This is a genomic window from Bacillus sp. ISL-46, assembly GCF_018613205.1.
Genome location: NZ_JAGGQR010000013.1, coordinates 221351 through 240116 on the forward strand (window position 1 = coordinate 221351; position 18766 = coordinate 240116).

17 protein-coding genes are annotated in these 18766 nt (G+C 39.5%); 15 read left to right on the forward strand and 2 right to left on the reverse strand.

Features of this window, described 5'->3' with window-relative positions; all coding sequences use genetic code 11:
- Position 1: 1 nt before the first annotated feature.
- Positions 2-1078, forward strand: coding sequence for a Gfo/Idh/MocA family protein (locus J7E67_RS08020; protein WP_214715161.1), 1077 nt, complete (start codon positions 2-4; stop codon positions 1076-1078).
- A 150-nt stretch (positions 1079-1228) separates the two neighbouring features.
- Here the strand turns inward: J7E67_RS08020 and J7E67_RS08025 are convergent, their stop codons facing one another.
- Entirely contained in the window at positions 1229-2005 is a 777-nt protein-coding gene (locus tag J7E67_RS08025; RefSeq protein WP_214715162.1) for an AraC family transcriptional regulator, read from the reverse strand.
- Positions 2006-2141: 136 nt separating this feature from the next.
- Between J7E67_RS08025 and J7E67_RS08030 the strand changes: the two genes are divergently transcribed.
- The 14 genes from J7E67_RS08030 to J7E67_RS08095 all read left to right on the forward strand — a co-directional run bounded on the left by J7E67_RS08030 (position 2142) and on the right by J7E67_RS08095 (position 18060).
- A complete protein-coding gene (locus tag J7E67_RS08030) occupies positions 2142-2903 on the forward strand; it encodes a sugar phosphate isomerase/epimerase family protein (protein ID WP_214715163.1) in 762 nt (253 codons plus the stop codon).
- A gap of 161 nt (positions 2904-3064) precedes the next feature.
- The gene (locus J7E67_RS08035; protein WP_214715165.1) at positions 3065-4048 is read left to right on the forward strand and encodes an ROK family glucokinase; all 984 of its coding nucleotides are present in this window, start codon (positions 3065-3067) and stop codon (positions 4046-4048) included.
- 39 nt (positions 4049-4087) lie between these two features.
- The gene (locus J7E67_RS08040) at positions 4088-4285 is read left to right on the forward strand and encodes a hypothetical protein (RefSeq protein ID WP_214715166.1); all 198 of its coding nucleotides are present in this window, start codon (positions 4088-4090) and stop codon (positions 4283-4285) included.
- A 225-nt stretch (positions 4286-4510) separates the two neighbouring features.
- The gene (locus J7E67_RS08045; RefSeq protein ID WP_214715167.1) at positions 4511-5239 is read left to right on the forward strand and encodes a ThuA domain-containing protein; all 729 of its coding nucleotides are present in this window, start codon (positions 4511-4513) and stop codon (positions 5237-5239) included.
- Positions 5239-6276, forward strand: coding sequence for a Gfo/Idh/MocA family protein (locus J7E67_RS08050; RefSeq protein ID WP_214715168.1), 1038 nt, complete (start codon positions 5239-5241; stop codon positions 6274-6276). Before J7E67_RS08045 ends, J7E67_RS08050 begins: the two co-directional genes overlap by 1 nt.
- Positions 6277-6400: 124 nt before the next feature.
- Entirely contained in the window at positions 6401-7369 is a 969-nt protein-coding gene (locus J7E67_RS08055; protein WP_214715169.1) for a sugar phosphate isomerase/epimerase family protein, read from the forward strand.
- Between the two features lie 33 nt (positions 7370-7402).
- Entirely contained in the window at positions 7403-9073 is a 1671-nt protein-coding gene (locus tag J7E67_RS08060) for a glycoside hydrolase family 13 protein (RefSeq protein WP_214715170.1), read from the forward strand.
- Positions 9074-9774: 701 nt separating this feature from the next.
- On the forward strand, positions 9775-10800 hold the full coding sequence (locus tag J7E67_RS08065) for a LacI family DNA-binding transcriptional regulator (RefSeq protein WP_214715171.1): 1026 nt from the start codon (positions 9775-9777) through the stop codon (positions 10798-10800).
- 111 nt (positions 10801-10911) lie between these two features.
- On the forward strand, positions 10912-12138 hold the full coding sequence (locus J7E67_RS08070) for an ABC transporter substrate-binding protein (RefSeq protein ID WP_214715173.1): 1227 nt from the start codon (positions 10912-10914) through the stop codon (positions 12136-12138).
- A 136-nt stretch (positions 12139-12274) separates the two neighbouring features.
- Entirely contained in the window at positions 12275-13141 is an 867-nt protein-coding gene (locus J7E67_RS08075; RefSeq protein ID WP_214715370.1) for a carbohydrate ABC transporter permease, read from the forward strand.
- Complete coding sequence (locus J7E67_RS08080) at positions 13141-13962, forward strand: carbohydrate ABC transporter permease (protein ID WP_374102973.1); 822 nt, start codon at positions 13141-13143, stop codon at positions 13960-13962. Before J7E67_RS08075 ends, J7E67_RS08080 begins: the two co-directional genes overlap by 1 nt.
- A 23-nt stretch (positions 13963-13985) precedes the next feature.
- Positions 13986-16181 (forward strand): alpha-galactosidase, encoded by a 2196-nt coding sequence (locus J7E67_RS08085; protein WP_214731333.1) that lies wholly within the window; start codon positions 13986-13988, stop codon positions 16179-16181.
- A gap of 109 nt (positions 16182-16290) precedes the next feature.
- A complete protein-coding gene (locus J7E67_RS08090; RefSeq protein ID WP_214715175.1) occupies positions 16291-17778 on the forward strand; it encodes a glycoside hydrolase family 32 protein in 1488 nt (495 codons plus the stop codon).
- A gap of 12 nt (positions 17779-17790) precedes the next feature.
- On the forward strand, positions 17791-18060 hold the full coding sequence (locus tag J7E67_RS08095) for a SemiSWEET transporter (RefSeq protein ID WP_214715176.1): 270 nt from the start codon (positions 17791-17793) through the stop codon (positions 18058-18060).
- Between the two features lie 83 nt (positions 18061-18143).
- Here J7E67_RS08095 and J7E67_RS08100 read toward each other — a convergent pair whose 3' ends face one another.
- Positions 18144-18539 carry a YuzC family spore coat inner layer protein gene (locus tag J7E67_RS08100; RefSeq protein ID WP_214715177.1) on the reverse strand — a complete coding sequence of 132 codons (396 nt, stop codon included), beginning with the start codon at positions 18537-18539 and terminating at the stop codon, positions 18144-18146.
- Positions 18540-18766: the final 227 nt, after the last annotated feature.

An 18766-nucleotide genomic window follows, 5' to 3' on the forward strand; every position in this document is an offset into this window, starting at 1 on the left:
AATGACGAATAGAAACTATCATTTAGTTATAGTTGGTTACGGTGGTATGGGAAGCTATCATGGAAAGCTGCTCAAAGAAAACCAAAACATAAATGTCGTTGGAACCTATGATATTCTGGGGGAAAGAAGAGCCGCTTCCTTGGCTGATGGATACAAGGTATATGAAAGTTTAGCTGCTGTTTTAGCCGACGATTCTGTTGATTTTGTTCTTATCGCCACTCCTAACGATGTGCATAAAGAAATCGCTGTCGCAGCCTTAAACGCCAAAAAGCATGTAATTTGTGAAAAGCCGGTCACTATTTACAGTGAAGAGTTAATCGAAATTATGCAGGCTGCAAAAATGAATGACAGAGCGTTTATTGTGCACCAAAACCGCAGATGGGATGAAGACTTTCTAACGATAAAAAAAGTATACGATGAACTGATTATCGGAGATGTCTTTCATATTGAATCACGGGTACAAGGAGCAAACGGCATTCCGGGAGACTGGCGCCATCAGAAGGCATATGGCGGGGGGATGCTGCTGGACTGGGGTGTCCATTTACTAGATCAACTGCTATTTATGATCGACAGTAAGATTACGAGTGTCTATGCCAATTTAAGTTATATTTTAGGGAACGAAGTAGACGATGGTTTTCAAGTGTTTATCACGTTTGAAAACGGCATCACCTCTTTAGTGGAAGTGGGAACAACAAACTTCATTCAACTGCCGCGGTGGTACGCAAAAGGAACAACAGGAACGGCAGTCATCCATGATTGGGATATTAACGGTAAAATCGTGACGCAAAATCGGGGAGTGGAGGTAGAAGCTCCGAAACCGATTAAAGCCGGGCAAGGGTTGACGAAAACGATGGCACCTCCGTCTGAAAAAGCTGTCAGTACATCGGATTTACCGAAAGTAGATAAGACGATGGAAAGCTTTTATGACAATGTGATTTCTGTAGTTGAAGGAAAAGCAGAACCAATCATCAAAAATGAGGAAGTTTTGCGTGTCTTACAATTGATGGAAACGATTTTTAAATCAGCAGAGACAAACGAAGTCATCAAAGACTTTGATAGGGTAAGAAGTCATACCTAATGGACGGGAAAATCCTATTTTAGATATATAAATGTGGATTTTATAAAATTAATAGAAAAGCTAGAAATACTGATGTGAAGTGGGAAACTCAGTGATTTCTAGCTTTTCTAATTTTATTAAAACATTACATGTATAAGGCAAACATGTAATCTAGTATTCTATCCGCCTGTATGCACCAGGAGCAACGCCGTATTTCTTTTTAAATACCTTATGAAAGTAAGGATAGGTTCCGAAGCCGCAGTCTTCAGCAATCTGTTCAAGTGTCAGTGTAGTGTATTTCATCCGCTCAATGGCCGAGGATAAGCGGATTGCCTGCGCGTATTCCATCATCGTTTTCCCAACGCTGCTTTTGAATAGATGAACGGACCTTGAGACGCTGAGCCCAGCATGCTGCGCCACATCCTCCACTTTAAAGGCGATCGTGGCATGCTCCTCAATGTAACGCATCATCCGTGTCACCGTATACGGGTGACTGAAGGATCGGCCGGTTTCGCTGATAGCCCGTTCCAGAGATAAACAGAGCGCTCGCAGCAAATAGCCGGAGAGCTCTTCGTTTTGGCTGGATGATGGACGGCGTTTTTCAATCATGATCTGGCGCCATAAGGTCAACAGCTTTTCATCCAAATCGATTCGGGAAACATCCGGCTTTTCAGAACGGCTCCACCATTCGTCCATCCACGCGCCTTCACAAACTAAGTGATAATCCCCGCTGTTTTGCCCCTCTTTGACAAGCAGTTCGTAGTGATCCCCAGGTTTAATGAGCAGTAGGTCTCCTTTCGCGAGTTCCATTTTTCTCCCCTTCACGACTACTTCGCAGAGACCTTCTGTTTGCAGTCTGAAAAGATACGAAGGGTATCCGGATTTATGTTGAGAATGATATCCATTTGTGTGAAAGGAATAGCCGCAAAAAAATATGTTTGTCGTCATAAGCTCCCTCTATTCTAACAAAATAGAAAAATAGCAAAATAGTAGATGTTTTAATTATATCATCTATGTTTATTTTTAGATATACAATATAAGATGTAATCAAATAAGTAATGTTCCAAGAAAGTGGGGGATAAGGATGATCAAAATTCCAGTAGCTGTACAAATGTATACATTGCGGGAAGAAAGCGCGCAAGATTTTGCTGGCACTTTAAAAAAGGTGGCAGAGCTTGGCTTCGATGGTGTTGAATTTGCCGGGTATGGTGGATTGCCTGCAAAAGAAGTAAAAGTGTTATTGGATGAGCTTGGCCTTCAGGCAGCAGCGAGCCATGTGCCACTTGAACTATTGGAAAATAATTTAGCCGGGGTTATAGAAGATCAGAAAATACTAGGAAGTAAGTATGTTGTCTGCCCTTACATAATGCCAGATCGTCGCAGCGAGGATGATTACAAAGCCCTTATCTCTTTATTAGATAAAGTTGGTGAAACATGCCGTCAGGAGGGCATCACCCTTTGTTATCACAATCACGATTTTGAACTTAATCGTATGTCTGATGGCAGAACGGCGCTCGAAGCTATTTTTGATGATACTAAGGCAGACAATGTGTATACAGAGCTGGATGTGTATTGGCTGACAAAAGCAGGCGAAAAGCCGGTGGAGTGGATCAATCGTTATCAAAAGAGAACCCCGCTCATTCATTTAAAAGACATGACGACAGATGGAGAACAATTTTTTGCGGAGCTTGGTACAGGCGGCGTTGACCTTGATGCAATTTTGCATATGGGAGAAGAAGCCGGTGTTCAGTGGTGGGTCGTCGAGCAGGATTTAAGCCGCCGTACACCATTTGAAAGCATTGAAATCAGCATAAATTATTTGAAAGAAAAACACCGAAATCTGTAGAAATAATAGGAATATGGAAAACCCTTAGTGGAGTTAGTGTATTTTTTGGGGACGCTGCAGGAAACAATTTGGAATTTTTTTTATTTATGATAGAAGATTCAAGTCAAATGCTAATTATGTGAAAAAATCACAAATTTAAAGATGAAAAAGAGTGAATGGATATGGATGCGAAATGGTTAGTTGGTGTGGATTTAGGCGGCACCACGATTAAACTGGCATTTATCAGTCTGAATGGCGATATCATTTATAGCTGGGAAATAGATACTGACAAAAGGGAAAGCGGCCGATATATTCCTACAACGATTGCAAGCACGATTGACCAAAAGTTAAACGAATTAAATCAAACAAAAAATAGGCTAATCGGTATCGGAATCGGAGCGCCGGGTCCTGTTAATGTGGATGGTTCCATTGAGGTGGCTGTTAACTTGGGATGGAGGAAATTCCCTTTACAAGCTATTCTCGAGCGGGAAACTTCCTTGCCGGTTGCTGTAGAAAATGATGCTAATATTGCGGCAATCGGTGAAATGTGGAAGGGTGCTGGCAAAGGAGCTAAAAACTTAATCTGTGTAACATTAGGAACTGGTGTCGGAGGCGGGATTATCGTCAATGGTGAGATTGTGCATGGTGTAAATGGAGCTGGTGGTGAAATTGGTCATATTACATCTGTTCCTAGAAACGGCTCACCTTGTAATTGTGGGAAATCAGGATGTTTAGAAACTGTAGCATCCGCAACAGGAATTACCCGATTAGTACTAGAGAAATTAGCTTCTACCAATGATATTAGTAAATTAAGAGACTATTACGAGAAACATCAAACTATATCGGCCAAGCTGGTTTTTGATGCTGCAAACGAAGGGGATGAACTCGCCAAGCGAGTCATTCAACAGGTTGTATACCATTTAGGATTGGCTCTGGCGAATTTAGCTAATGGATTAAATCCCGAAAAAATTGTCATTGGAGGCGGCGTTTCAAAAGCGGGCGACACTTTGTTAGGACCTTTGAAAGAGGAATTTGTTTTATATACTTTTCCAAGAGTGGCACAAGGTGCAGAGATTGTTATTGCTACATTAGGTAATAATGCAGGCGTAATTGGAGGAGCATGGCTGGCAAAAGAGAGACTAATAAATAAATCCAAAGTTAAATGATATGCCAGGTTTCGGCTGCAATAAATGGGGGTAGTTTTATTGAAATCAAACGAAGAAACCCTTGAGGATTTAAAAAAAGAATTGCTTCGAATCGGATCAACGAAACAAACAGAATATGATTTGTTTAAGAGAAAGGGGCAAGTTTTAAGTACGACAATTTGCCGACGATTGAAACTAAGTTGGCCTGATGTTGTTGCAAAGGCTGATATAAAGATATATAAGCGAGATAGTTGTTAATATTTGTGATAGAGTTTGAGCTCTTTTGGAATCTATTACAAACCAATTATAAATGGACTATTAATTATTCTGGGTTTTTCTCACCTAAATTGTTTTTAATTTAACGTCAAAGGATTATTAGGTTCAATATTTTCCACCCTTCGTGTCAATGTAAGCCGTTTCATAAATTTTTTCTTTCTCTAAAATAATAGTTAAAGTGAACGATAAAGAAGGAGTAGGTAGATTATGGTAAAGGTAACTGTATGGAATGAAAATCGTCATGAGCAAAAAAATCCAGTCGTAAGAGATATTTATCCAACCGGGATCCATGGTACGATTGCCCAATTCCTTCAGTCTGAAGGAATTGTAACAAGAACGGCTACTCTTGATGAGCCGGAACATGGCTTAACCGATGATGTACTAGCTGCTACCGATGTATTAGTTTGGTGGGGACATCTAGCACATGGAGAAGTGAAAGATGAAGTAGTACAGAAAGTACAACAGCGTGTTCTAGATGGAATGGGACTGATTGTTCTCCATTCTGGCCATTTTTCAAAAATCTTTAAAACATTAATGGGGACCAGCTGTGATTTAAAGTGGCGGGAAGCTGATGAAAAAGAACGACTTTGGGTGGTGAGTCCAAGCCATCCGATAACAGAAGAAATCAATGAATATATTGAATTAGAAAAAGAAGAAATGTATGGGGAGCATTTTGATATCCCACAGCCGGATGAGCTTATTTTTACAAGCTGGTTTGAAGGCGGCGAAGTATTCCGCAGTGGCTGTACATACAAACGTGGAAATGGGAAAGTATTTTATTTCAGACCGGGCCACGAAACCTATCCAACCTACCATAACGAGCAAATTCAACGCGTGATTATCAATGCAGTAAAATGGGCCGCGCCTGTCAAAAGGGAACGTCCTGTCTACGGAAATGCGAAACCATTAGAACCAATCAAAGGGGGACAAAAATAATGAAAAAGTTAAAAGTTGGAGTAATCGGATGTGGCAGTATTGCCCAGCATCGTCATTTACCTGAATATAAAGCGAACCAAAATGTAGAGCTAGTGGCTGTTTGTGATATCAATGAAAGCCGGGTTAAGGAAATAGCAGAGAAATATGAAGTCACTGCTTACACAAACTATGAAGAGTTATTAAGCAGCGGAACGGTTGATGCAGTCAGCGTTTGTACACCAAACTATCTTCATGCCCCAATTTCGATTGCTGCCTTAAATGCCGGCCTTCATGTTCTTTGTGAAAAACCAATGGCAACTTCTAAACAAGAAGCCGAAGCAATGATTGCCGCGGCCAAAGAAAGTGGCAAGAAGTTAATGATTGCTCATAATCAGCGTTTTGTCCCTTCCCATCAAAGAGCACGTCAGCTGATTGCAAGCGGGGAAATCGGCAAAATTTATAGTTTCCGCACAGCATTCGGGCATGGCGGTCCAGAGGGATGGAGTGTAGATGGGAAAGAAAGCTGGTTTTTTGAAAAAGAAAAAGCCTTCGTTGGTGCAATGGGCGATTTAGGTGTCCATAAGACCGATTTACTGAGGTATGTACTAGGTGAAGAAATTACCGAGGTGGGTTCTTTCGTTGAAACAAGTGCCAAAGAATTTGCTGATGTTGATGACAATGCGGTTTGTGTATTAAAAACAGAAAGCGGGATTATCGGAACACTTGCGGCAAGTTGGGCTTATGTCAGTAAGGAAGATAATTCAACGATTATTTATGGTGAAAAAGCCATTCTACGGTTAGAGGATGATCCAACTAATTCACTTGTCGTTCAATATGTCAACGGTGAAGTCGTAAATTATCAGCTTGGAAAAATTCAGTCGAATGCTGCGGGCGGCCAACGTACGACACATGTAATCAACCATTTTGTAGATGCTGTTATTCATAACCAAGAGCCACCTGTTCCTGGTGAGGAAGGAAAAAAATCACTAGAGGTGATTTTAGCAGCCCTTCAATCAAGTGAAACAAAACAAATTGTTAAAGTGAGCGAGCTATCATAATTTTGCGTTAGATAAGAAGGGTGGTGGACCATACTGGGCCGCCATCTCTCTATTGATGTCTACAAGTTACCTATCACGGATCAATCGTATAAAGAGCGAGCAGTTATAGAGAGGGGAATTCATTATGAGACTTGGAGTTTTTACCGTATTATTTGCTGAAAAATCATTCGAGGAAATGCTTGATACAGTTAAAGAAGCCGGACTACATGCAGTTGAAATAGGAACGGGATGCTATCCTGGAAACAACCACTGTGATTTAGATGGGTTATTGGAAAGTGAAGAGGATAGACGTGAGTATATCCAAAAGGTAGAGGAACGCGGACTGGTAATCAGTGCATTCAGCTGTCATGGAAACCCGATTTCTCCTGAAAAAGAATTTGCTAACAACTCGCATGAAACACTCTTAAAAACGATTAAACTTGCTTCGCTTCTCGAAGTGCCGGTTGTTAACTGTTTTTCAGGAACAGCAGGAGATCATGAAGGGGCGAAATATCCAAATTGGCCTGTAACACCTTGGCCTAATGAATATGGCGACGTGTTAAAGTGGCAATGGGAAGAAAAACTGATTCCTTATTGGAAGGAAGTTGGCCAATTTGCTAAGGAGCACAACGTGAAAATAGGCCTTGAACTACACGGAGGTTTTTTAGTCCACACACCATATACACTCTTGAAGCTGCGTGAGGAAACCTGTGATGCCATTGGCGCTAACTTAGACCCAAGTCACCTATGGTGGCAGGGAATTGATCCAGTTGCTGCTATTAAAATTTTAGCCAAAGAAAATGCCATTCACCATTTCCATGCAAAAGACACATACATTGATCAGGAAAATGTGAATATGTATGGATTAACTGATATGCAACCGTATGGGGAAGTACGTACACGTGCTTGGTCCTTCCGTTCGGTTGGCTGCGGACATAGTTTAAAAGAATGGTCTGACATGATGAGTGCGCTCCGTACTTATGGTTATGATTATGTTGTCAGCATTGAACACGAGGATCCGATTATGTCGATTGAAGAAGGATTCAAACGTGCAGTCGTTAATTTGAAGTCTGTCTTAATTGAAGAGCCCGTTTCACAAATGTGGTGGGTGTAAGGGGTCTTACTTTTTAAAAATAGAGGTGCGAGAATGAATAAAAAATGGTGGAAAGAAAGTGTCGCTTATCAAGTCTATCCCCGAAGCTTCATGGATAGCAATGGGGACGGAATTGGGGATTTAAAAGGAGTTACGTCAAAATTAGACTACCTAAAAGAGTTAGGCATCGATGTTATTTGGCTTTCTCCGATGTACAAATCACCGAACGACGATAATGGGTATGATATTTCCGATTATCAAGATATTATGGATGAATTCGGAACGATGGCTGATTTTGATGAGCTGCTTGAAGAAGTGCATAAGCGCGGCATGAAATTGATCCTTGATTTGGTCATCAATCATACGAGCGACGAACACCCTTGGTTTATTGAGTCCCGCTCCTCTAAAGACAACCCGAAGCGTGATTGGTACATTTGGAGAGAAGGTAAGGATGGCAAGGAACCGAACAACTGGGAATCTATCTTCAGTGGTTCTGCATGGAAATATGATGAAGAAACAGCGCAATATTTCATGCACATCTTCTCCGCCCGCCAGCCTGATTTGAATTGGGAAAACCCTGAGGTAAGAAATGCCTTGCACGATATGGTCAATTGGTGGCTGGATAAAGGAATCGACGGCTTCCGGGTCGATGCGATTTCTCATATCAAAAAGGAATCGGGATTCCCAGATATGCCAAATCCAGAAAATCAAGATTATGTATCCTGCTTTCCATATATGATGAATGTGGAAGGTATTGATGACTGGTTAACGGAGCTCTCGCAAAAAACGATCAAAAACTATGATGTGATGACGGTCGGAGAAGCAAACGGTGTCGGGCTTGATGACGCCGATCGCTGGGTTGGCGAAGAAAACGGTTATTTCAATATGATTTTTCAATTTGAGTTTTTAGGCCTGTGGGATAAAGATTCAGAGGGCCGTGTCAACGTACGTGCGTTGAAAAAGAATTTAACCAAATGGCAAATGGGTCTTGAGGGTAAGGGTTGGAATGCCTTGTTTATCGAAAACCATGACCAGCCGCGCCGAGTTTCAAGCTGGGGAAATGAACAGGAATATTGGAAAGAAAGTGCGAAAATGCTTGGCGCCATGTACTTCCTCATGAAGGGTACTCCGTTTATTTACCAAGGCCAGGAAATTGGGATGACCAACGTCCAATTCCCTTCTATTGAAGATTACAATGATGTTGGAATGGTTAATTACTACAAGATTGAAACAGCCAAAGGCCGTTCTCACGATGAAATTATGGACATCATTTGGAAGCAATGCCGTGACAATGCCCGGACTCCGATGCAATGGGATGCAACAAACAAGGGTGGGTTTACAACGGCGGACCAAACCTGGCTCGGTGTAAATCCTAATTACACAGAGATTAACATAGAAGCACAGGTAAATGACCCTGACTCTATTTTATCTTTTTATAAAAAATTGATTCGCCTAAGAAAAGACAATCCACTATTTGTTTACGGCACTTACGAATTGTTATTAGCCAATCATCCGAAGCTATTTGTTTACACTCGCCGATTAGGTAAGCATAAGGCGGTTGTGATTAACAATTTTAGTGAAAAATCAACAAGGTTTCGTGTTCCAGGCGGCTTATCCTATTCTAATTCTAAGCTTGTCCTTCACAATTATGATGTTGCGGATAAGAAACTACGGAAAGATTCCACGCTAAAGCCTTATGAAACAAGGGTATATTTATTGAAGTAATTAAAAAGGGGCATTTGCCCCTTTTTTATTTTTTTTTTTAGCTCTATTAGTAACCTTTTGTTGATTTTATATATTCCAATTGGCGATGGAAAGTGATTAAGGCTGCCTTTGAATGTTCATGGCGACGGAGGGACTGTCCACAATTACGGATCTTGAGGACAAAACTCCCGAGAGTCGGTGGGAACTGTCCACAATCACGGCTCTTGAGGACAATACGCCTCATGAAACGGAGGCAACTGTCCTCAATCAATGGAAAGAAAGTCCTCATGGGGTGATCATGGGGACGTAACCAAAAAGAAAATATCAAAGTGGTCATCATGAAGTCTTGGAGACCGAAGTAGCTTTGGATTTGAATGGATCCACGTTAGGAATCACTTTTTTTCCTAAAACAACAACACTAATTAACAAAGCCTTTTTTTTAAAAAGTCGGTTTACTACAAATATAAGCAGGCATTCTACAATTTGGTACTAAAGATGTGTTATAACATATAAGCGTATATTTCAGGGTAAAGTAAACTAGTTACTTTACCTTTTTTTATTAGTAAACATAACTAGTAAAATTAGCCGGTTTTACTTAAAATGATGAAAATTTCACGAAATTTAACTGATATTCTAGAAAATATGTTGAATGTAAGCGGTAACGGTGGTATATTAATAATAATAAATTTAGTTAAGTTAACTAAAAGAAAAGATGTGTGAGAATGGCAACTATTAAAGACATAGCGGAGCAGGCAAATGTTTCAACGGCAACGGTATCAAGGATATTGAACAACGATCCCACACTTTCTGTGGCAGAGGAAACCCGAAAAAAAGTTATCGAAGTGGTCAATGAGTTAAATTATAAACCTTTGAGAAAAAAGACTGTAAAAGCTGATAAAAAAACCGAATCCTATAATATTGGTTTAATCATTTTAAATGATGAAACAATAGACCCGTATTTTCAGTCTATCCGACTTGGGGTAGAAAGTACTTGTAATGATTATTCCCTAAATATCATTTCTACGATGACAGTTGGAAAGAGCAACATTACAGCAGAGGGCTTGAGTGGTTTAGATGGTCTCATTGTTATTGGAGATGTGGATATAGAAGATTTAAAAGAAATTTACTATGAGAATAACAACATTGTAGCTGTGGACTATTTACCTCGTGAGAATAATGTTGATACCGTGATTTCTGATTTAGAGGGAGCAACATACCAAGTTTTAGAGCATTTATTTAGCCTTGGTCATTCAGATATCGCCTATTTAGGCGGAAAAGGATTGGTCTTCGGGGTTAGCAGTAATAAAACCATTGAAAAAGAAGATACGAGGAAAAATGCTTTCGAAAAAATCATGAAAGAGAAGGGGCTATACAATCCTGCTAAAGTCTTAGAGGCTGATTGGGGACCAACCAGTGGGTATACTTTAACGAAACAATTAATTGAAACTGGCCAGATGCCAAGTGCGATTGTAGTAGGAAGTGATCCCATGGCTTTAGGGGTGCTTCGGGCCCTGCATGAAGCAAGTATCAAAGTTCCGGAAGAAGTATCGGTGTTTAGCTTTGATGATATCGAAGCTGCTGCTTTCATGAATCCGCGTCTTTCAACTGTAAAAGTACATGGGGATGAAATGGGGAAAACAGCGGTAAAAATGCTCTATGATCGTTTAAAGGGAAGATCCGTACCGCTGAAGGTAGTCCTTCCAACGGAGTTAATTATTCGAGATAGTGTCAGCGCCAAAAAATCATAATAAGGTTATTCGAATGGATTCGGTAAGGTTATCAGATACATTTTTGTAATCGTATCCAAATCCATTTGTTAGATAAAAATAAAAAACTATTAAATCTTGGAGGGGTTTTCTATGAAAAAATCAATCTCGTTAGTAGCAACTGGTATGCTTGCTCTGTCTGTTCTAGCAGGGTGCGGCAGCAAGGATGAAGCTTCAGGCGGTGCAAATGGAAAGGTTAAAATTGAGTTTTTAGAGTACAAATCCGAAGCAAAAGGTACATTTAATGAATTAGCCAAAAAATTTGAAAAAGAAAACCCAAATATTGATATTGTTGTTACTAATCCACCAGATGCTGTAACCGTATTAAAAACACGGGTAGCCAAACGTGATCTCCCAGATGTCATCGGGATGGGCGGGGATGTATCATATGCAGAGATTTCAAAGGCTGGAGCATTTAAAGATGTTTCGAAAGACAGCGCATTAAATGATATTCAGCCAGCGTATATTGACATGTTAAAGGATATTTCAAAACAGGACAAAGTATATGGAATCCCGTATGCGGCAAATGCCAATGCAGTAATTTATAACAAAGCTATTTTCAAAGAGTTAGGCATTGAAGTACCAACAACTTGGGAAGCGTTTATCGCGGCAGCGGAAAAAGTAAAAGCTGCAGGAAAAATTCCATTTTACTTTACCTTTAAAGATGCATGGACGGCCTTGCCCGCTTACAATGTGCTCGCAGCAAACACACAGGGAGAAGATTTCTTTAAAAAGTTAGATAAGAAAGATACGAAATTTGCAGAAGGGCACAAGGAAGCAGCTGAAAAGCTAGTAACCTTGCTCAAATATGGCCATAAAGATCAGGCTGGTAAAGCGTATAATGACGGAAATGTAGCCTTTGCAAAAGGTGAGTCTGCTATGTATCTTCAAGGTATTTGGGCGATTCCAGAAATTAAAAAAGCAAATCCAAACATTGAGGTAGGCGTATTCCCTTACCCAATTGGTGACTCAAAGGTTGTATCAGGAGTCGATTTATTACTGGCGCAGTCTGCGACAACCAAGCATCCGAAGGAAGCTAAAAAGTTCATTGAATTTCTTTTAAGTGATGAAAATATGAAAAAATATCTTACACAGCAAAACGCCTTTTCAGCTAAAACAGGTGTCGTACAGGAAGCACCTGAGTTAGAAGGATTAAAAGTAAGCTTTGAAAAAGGTGCAGTTGTTGACTTTCCTGACCACTATGTACCAACTGCTGTTGCCCTTGAAAAGCAATTGCAAGTACTTACACAGAAAAAAAATGTTAATCAATACTTGAAAACTCTAGATACCGAATGGGAAAAAGTAGCAAACCGTAAATAATAATTTAATCATGGAGAAAGTGGGGGAATCCTAATTTCTCCATCTTTATAAAGGAGTGAAAGAAGTGAGTAAAGAAGATTTCGCCTTAAAAAACGGTAGTATTCCCTCTGCTAGGATAAAAGAAAAGAAGAAAACTATGAAACTCAAAAACTTACCTTTTTATATAATGACAGTACCTGCACTTCTCCTTTTCGCTATTTTTCATACATTTCCAGCTATTCAAGGCATTTATTATTCATTTACAAACTGGGACGGCTTAAGTTTCACTTACGACTTTGTAGGATTCAAAAATTATTTTAATTTATTTAAGGACTTTAACATATTAAATTCTTATTTATTTACCTTTAAGTTTGCGATTATTTCAACGATACTCGTTAACGTTTTGAGTCTAATGATAGCCATGGGACTAAATGCAAAAATTAAAGGAAAGAATTTTTTTCGTGCTGCATACTTTTTACCAAATGTCCTTGGCGTGTTAATTGTTGGTTTTATCTTCAATTTTATATTTTCTAATGTAATCCCACAAATAGGAGATAAACTGGATCTTGGATTTTTATCGACTAATATTCTAGGGAGTGAAAATTCTGCATGGATAGGAATCGTCATTGTAGCTGTATGGCAAGCATGTGCCTTCAATGTCATTCTCTATTTATCAGGTTTGCAGACAGTTCCAACAGAACTATACGAAGCATCAAGTCTCGATGGAGCGAATAAATGGCAGGAATTTTGGAAGATAACATTTCCAATGATTGCTCCTTTCTTCACAATCAATATGGTGCTTTCTATGAAAAACTTCTTAATGGTTTTTGATCAAGTAGTTGCCTTAACAGGTGGCGGACCAGGCCGTGCCACGGAGTCCATTTCACTTCTCATTTATAAAGGTGGCTTCCAAGGCGGAGAATTTGCTTACCAATCAGCCAACTCAGTTATCTATTTTATTGTGATTGTTATCATCTCTGTATTTCAAATCAAGGTTCTCCAAAGAAGGGAGATGGATATGTAATGTTGAAACAAAAGACGAATTGGCCAGTTACGATTCTAATTGCATTAGGATCATTATTTATACTTTTCCCATTATATATTGCAGTTTCAATTGCGTTAAAAACACCTGATGAGCTCGCGCAATCTGTACTTTCTCTTCCTTTAGGTTTTCATTTCGATAACTTTAAAAAGGCGATTGAATCTACTAACTTTTTTGCAGCATTAAAAAACAGTGCATTTATTACAGTAATTACAGTTGTTTTTACGATTTTAACAAACTCATTGGTTGCTTATGCCATCGCCAGAAATTTGCATCGCAAATTTTTCAAAGGTCTATATTACTATTTTGTCAGTGCCTTGTTTATCCCATTTCCGATTATTATGCTACCACTGGTAAAACAGACCGCCGCTTTTGGTATGGATAACCAAGGTGGACTGATCTTTTTATACATTGTGTATGGAGCTGCATTAAATATCTTTATTTACACAGGATACATTCGGTCGATTCCAAAGGAACTGGAGGAAGCGGCCATCGTAGACGGCTGCAGTACTTGGGGAGTGTTTTGGAAAGTGATTTTCCCCTTGTTAACCCCGATTAATGCAACTGTTGGAATTTTAACATGCTTATGGGCTTGGAACGACTTTATGCTGCCATTGATCATCTTAAATGATCCGGCAGATGCGACTCTTCCTTTGGTTCAATATATTTTCCAGTCTGAGTTTGGTACGGACTTTAATTTAGCATTTGCATCATACCTATTAGCTCTATCACCAATGGTCATTGTCTACATCTTTGCACAGAAATGGATTATCGGCGGTGTGGTAAAGGGAGCTATTAAATAGCAGTTAAGGAGTTGAAGTTTTTCATGGGAATCCAATTTGATTCAAAAAATAAAACGTTTCATTTACAGGCCAAGGATACAAGTTATGTCATGGAAATTCTCCATGAAGGATATTTGGTGCACCTTTATTGGGGCCGAAAAATCAACACCTATCGTCATTCTAATTTTCTGCAGTTTTTAGATCGCGGTTTCTCAGGAAACCCTTATCAGCATAAAGATGACAGGACTTTCTCCTTGGATACACTTCCGCAAGAGTATCCGCAGTATGGGAATACAGATTTTAGGAAGCCTGCTTATCAAATCCAGCTCGAAAACGGTTCAACCATTACTGACCTAAGATACCTAACCCATTCGATTTTTAAGGGGAAAGCTCCTTTGGAGGGGCTGCCTGCAACGTATACAGAGAGTGACAACGAGGCGGAAACGCTTGAAATTACAATGGAAGATTCCTTAATCGGCCTGAAAGTGATCCTAAGTTATACTGTTTTCGAGCAGTTTAATGTCATTACACGTTCCGTACGATTTATAAATGAGGGGAGTCAGTCACTAAAGTTGGTAAGTGCGCACAGTCTCTGTGTTGATTTTAGGGATGCAGAATTTGACTTTTTACATCTTCATGGTGCCCATGTAAAGGAACGACATATTGAACGATTGCCGCTCCGTCATGGAATCCAGTCAGTTGAAAGCACAAGAGGTGCCAGCAGTCATCAGCATAATCCTTTTATTGCATTGTTAAGGAAAGGCACAACAGAAGATTCAGGAGAAGTATATGCCTTTAACTTTGTATACAGTGGTAATTTCCTGGCGCAGGCGGAAGTGGACCAATTTAGGAACACGAGAGTCACTATGGGGATCAATCCCTTTGATTTTAACTGGAAGCTTGAACCTAATGAAGCCTTCCAAACACCAGAAGTTGTTATGGTATATTCATCAGAAGGTGTAGGCAGTATGTCAAGGACGTTTCATGAGTTGTACCGTACGCGCTTAGTGAGAGGCAATTACCGGGATAGAGAACGCCCAATTTTAGTGAACAATTGGGAAGCAACTTATTTTGATTTTAATGCGGACAAGATTTTGGATATTGCAGAAACAGGACGTGAGTTAGGAATCGAATTGTTTGTCTTAGATGATGGGTGGTTTAGTAAGAGAAATGATGATAAATCTTCATTGGGAGATTGGTTCGTTGATCGCCAGAAACTTCCCGAAGGTTTGAATCATCTCGCTCTTCGTGTCAAGGAGTTGGGACTGGATTTTGGACTATGGTTTGAACCGGAAATGGTTTCTGTTGACAGTGATCTATACCGTGAACATCCAGATTGGTGCCTACATGTTCCAGGGCGCAATCGTTCGGAGAGTCGTAATCAATTAATACTCGATTTCTCAAGGGAGGATGTCTGCTATGAAATTACAAAGAGAGTTTGTAATATTTTAGCAAGTGTCCCAATCTCATATGTGAAATGGGATATGAACCGCCATATGACCGAAATCGGTTCGGCTGCACTTCCTCCTGAAAGACAAAGAGAGACAGCGCACCGTTATATGCTTGGATTATATAAGGTGATGGAATCTATCACATCTTCCTTCCCGCATGTTCTATTTGAAAGCTGCTCGGGCGGAGGAGGAAGATTTGATCCGGGAATGCTCTATTACATGCCGCAGACATGGACAAGTGACAATACGGATGCTGTCTCACGGTTAAAAATTCAATATGGCACAAGTCTTGTTTACCCGATTGTTACCATGGGCTCACACGTATCTGCTGTTCCGAATCATCAGGTTCATCGCAGTCCGTCTATACAGATGCGTGGCGATGTAGCGATGTCTGGGAATTTAGGCTATGAACTTGATTTATCGAATCTATCAGAGGATGAAAAAGAAATTGTCAAAGAGCAAGTTTCTCACTATAAGGAAATTCGTCAATTAATCCAGTTTGGTGATTTTTATCGATTGCAAAGTCCATTTGAAGGAAATGAGACATCTTGGCTTTTCACTACTAAGGACAAGACAGAAGCAATCGTCTATTATTTCCGGGTTTTGGCAGAACCAGCTGCACCAACTGCAGTTTTAAGGCTAAAGGGAATTGATCATTCAAAACAATATCGAGTTGACGGTACTGATCAAGTATTTGGCGGGGATGAACTCTCTTATGTTGGACTCGCTATTCCGGTGGAAATAAAGGGAGACTTTCAAAGTTTTGTTTGGCATTTGAAAGAACTATAGTTTTTGATAGTTAAAGTCCATAAATTGTTATAAGGGAACGATGAAAACCAATGAGTTAAATGGCTTCATCGTTTTTCTTTTTTGTAGATAAAAAAAGTGAGGGATATTCATGGAACAGAGTCATCAACAACGTTTGTCAAAAGCAGAAATCGCCATCGAGGAGGCGAGTAAATTAGTAAAAAATACTCCATTTCGTCTTGGTTATCATATTATGGCTCCTGCAAACTGGATTAATGACCCAAATGGCGTGATTCAGTGGAACGGGGAGTATCACGTGTTTTTTCAACATCATCCATTTAGCGAAAAAGGCGGTCCGATTCACTGGGGACATGTGAAAAGTAAGGATTTGGTGTTGTGGGAGCATCTTCCGATAGCATTGGCCCCAGGTGAAGAGTATGACAAAAGTGGATGTTTTTCTGGCAGTGCAGTTGACAATGATGGCAAATTAACATTGATTTACACTGGACACGTTATAATGAACGAGGAAACAGATGAATTTATCGAATATCAGTGTATTGCGGAAAGTAACGATGGTATCCATTTTGAAAAACATCCGAATAACCCTGTCATTGCGGAACCTCCAAGCGACGGCTCGCCCCATTTTCGTGATCCAAAGGTCTGGAAGCATGAAGATAAATGGTATATGGTAATCGGAAGTCAAAAGGATAACCTCGGAAGAGTAGTTTTATATGAATCTAACGATTTAATTTCTTGGAATTATCAAGGTGTCTTAGCAGAGAGTACAGGCAAACTTGGCTATATGTTTGAATGTCCTGATTTCTTTGAATTAGCCGGAAAACAAATTCTCCTTTTTTCACCCCAGGGAGTTGAACCTGAAGGAGACCAATACCAAAATCTATACCAAAATGGTTGTTTAATTGGAGAGTTTGATTACCATTCCAAGAAATTTTCTCACGGTGAATTTTTGGAATTAGATAAAGGGTTCGATTTTTATGCAGGTCAATCTTTTCTAGATGACAAAGGAAGAAGAGTTGTTATTGGTTGGATGGATATGTGGGAATCACTTATGCCAGAGCAAGAGCACGGTTGGGCAGGAGCAATGACCATCCCGCGTGAATTGAAATTCAATGACAATGGCAACTTATCTATGGTCCCTGTTGAAGAGTTGCAGAAGTTACGGAATGAATACATTTTTGTACCGCAAACGCACATTTCAGAAAAAATAACTTTGGAACATATCCAGGGGGAATGTCTGGAAATTATTGCAGAGTTTTCTTTAAACGAATGTTCTGCTGAAAAGTTTGGCATCCATGTTCGCTGTTCATTGGATGGGCAAGAAAAAACTTCTGTAATTTATGATGTCAAAGATGGTAAAATTTATGTGGACCGAAATTACTCGGGCAAAGGAGAAGGCGGAATTAGAACAAGTGTGGTGCATGGAAATCATGATTCTATTAAACTCCACCTATTTATTGACAGGTCATCGTTAGAGTTGTTTGTCAATGATGGAGAAACAGTAATGACAACACGTATATATCCTGACCCGTTAAGTACTTCTGTAGAATTATTTAGTGAGGGAGGAGTAGCCAACTTAATAAAATTAGATTCATGGACTTTAAACGATATATGGAGATAAGGAGACATAAGAATGCAGGAGCTCGTTCCACTTTTTGGCTATGTTGCAGCTATTTTAACCACCCTTTCATTCCTACCACAGGCAATTAAAACAATCAAAGAGAAAAATACAGAAGGAATATCATTAGTCATGTACAGCTTGTTCACTAGCGGAGTTTTAATGTGGATGTTGTATGGACTATTTGTAAATGATATTCCAATAATTGTTGCAAACGCTGTAACGTTAATTTTAGCTGTAACAATATTAACTTTAAAAATTAAATATAGTGCAAATCCTAAATAATGCGAAAAAGACGATTCGGAGCCGAACCGTCTTTATTCATGTTTGTTACCCTAAATTTAAATCCGTGTAGTCGTTTTCAACAATTAAATTCCCCATTTCATGGACACCTTTAAAGTGCAGCAGCTGGCAGGATTATTTTGGTTTGGTTGTGTGGTGAGTTCGAAGATGATGTCACTTGGCGTAAATGTAGTTATCACAGGGACTTTTAATCCGACGGTACTGATTAAATGATCAACATCCGCTTTTTTTCCTTCCTGGGCAGCACTCATCATTTTTCGAGCGAAAACTAAATCCCCTAAGCGATCTAGCAAAATACTTCCTTGAGCCATTAATAGTCGAAATGACTTGACTGAGTTTTCAAATATTTTTACATCTACTGGTGGATAACTCCTTGGAATTGGTTGGAATTGATACCCCATTTGAGGTGGGTAAACGGGCAATGGAGGATAGATTTGATATTGATATGGGTAATAATACATTGTTACTCTCCTTCCATAGTTAAAACACAAGCCAGAATAGGATATGATATTTCCACGGTTTTTGTTACCTAGAAATGAAAACGCGTTTGGATTAGAAATCCTTGCGCTTTTCGGTATTAATGGATATACATATTACCACTGGACACATCCAGGTCTATTTTGTACTTTTTTATGACATGTATTTTTTTTTTTTTTTTTTTTTTTTTTTTTTTTTTTTTATATTTTTT

What these genes read in the sequence shown, in the direction of transcription:
- J7E67_RS08075 (WP_214715370.1), top strand. Translation starts at nt 12,275, where the DNA reads ATGAAACTCAAAAACTTACCTTTTTATATAATGACAGTACCTGCACTT.
- J7E67_RS08100 (WP_214715177.1), bottom strand. Translation starts at nt 18,539, where the DNA reads ATGTATTATTACCCATATCAATATCAAATCTATCCTCCATTGCCCGTT.
- J7E67_RS08070 (WP_214715173.1), top strand. Translation starts at nt 10,912, where the DNA reads ATGAAAAAATCAATCTCGTTAGTAGCAACTGGTATGCTTGCTCTGTCT.
- J7E67_RS08030 (WP_214715163.1), top strand. Translation starts at nt 2,142, where the DNA reads ATGATCAAAATTCCAGTAGCTGTACAAATGTATACATTGCGGGAAGAA.
- J7E67_RS08020 (WP_214715161.1), top strand. Translation starts at nt 2, where the DNA reads ATGACGAATAGAAACTATCATTTAGTTATAGTTGGTTACGGTGGTATG.
- J7E67_RS08090 (WP_214715175.1), top strand. Translation starts at nt 16,291, where the DNA reads ATGGAACAGAGTCATCAACAACGTTTGTCAAAAGCAGAAATCGCCATC.
- J7E67_RS08065 (WP_214715171.1), top strand. Translation starts at nt 9,775, where the DNA reads ATGGCAACTATTAAAGACATAGCGGAGCAGGCAAATGTTTCAACGGCA.
- J7E67_RS08025 (WP_214715162.1), bottom strand. Translation starts at nt 2,005, where the DNA reads ATGACGACAAACATATTTTTTTGCGGCTATTCCTTTCACACAAATGGA.
- J7E67_RS08055 (WP_214715169.1), top strand. Translation starts at nt 6,401, where the DNA reads ATGAGACTTGGAGTTTTTACCGTATTATTTGCTGAAAAATCATTCGAG.
- J7E67_RS08060 (WP_214715170.1), top strand. Translation starts at nt 7,403, where the DNA reads ATGAATAAAAAATGGTGGAAAGAAAGTGTCGCTTATCAAGTCTATCCC.
- J7E67_RS08050 (WP_214715168.1), top strand. Translation starts at nt 5,239, where the DNA reads ATGAAAAAGTTAAAAGTTGGAGTAATCGGATGTGGCAGTATTGCCCAG.
- J7E67_RS08080 (WP_374102973.1), top strand. Translation starts at nt 13,141, where the DNA reads ATGTTGAAACAAAAGACGAATTGGCCAGTTACGATTCTAATTGCATTA.
- J7E67_RS08095 (WP_214715176.1), top strand. Translation starts at nt 17,791, where the DNA reads ATGCAGGAGCTCGTTCCACTTTTTGGCTATGTTGCAGCTATTTTAACC.
- J7E67_RS08045 (WP_214715167.1), top strand. Translation starts at nt 4,511, where the DNA reads ATGGTAAAGGTAACTGTATGGAATGAAAATCGTCATGAGCAAAAAAAT.
- J7E67_RS08085 (WP_214731333.1), top strand. Translation starts at nt 13,986, where the DNA reads ATGGGAATCCAATTTGATTCAAAAAATAAAACGTTTCATTTACAGGCC.
- J7E67_RS08035 (WP_214715165.1), top strand. Translation starts at nt 3,065, where the DNA reads ATGGATGCGAAATGGTTAGTTGGTGTGGATTTAGGCGGCACCACGATT.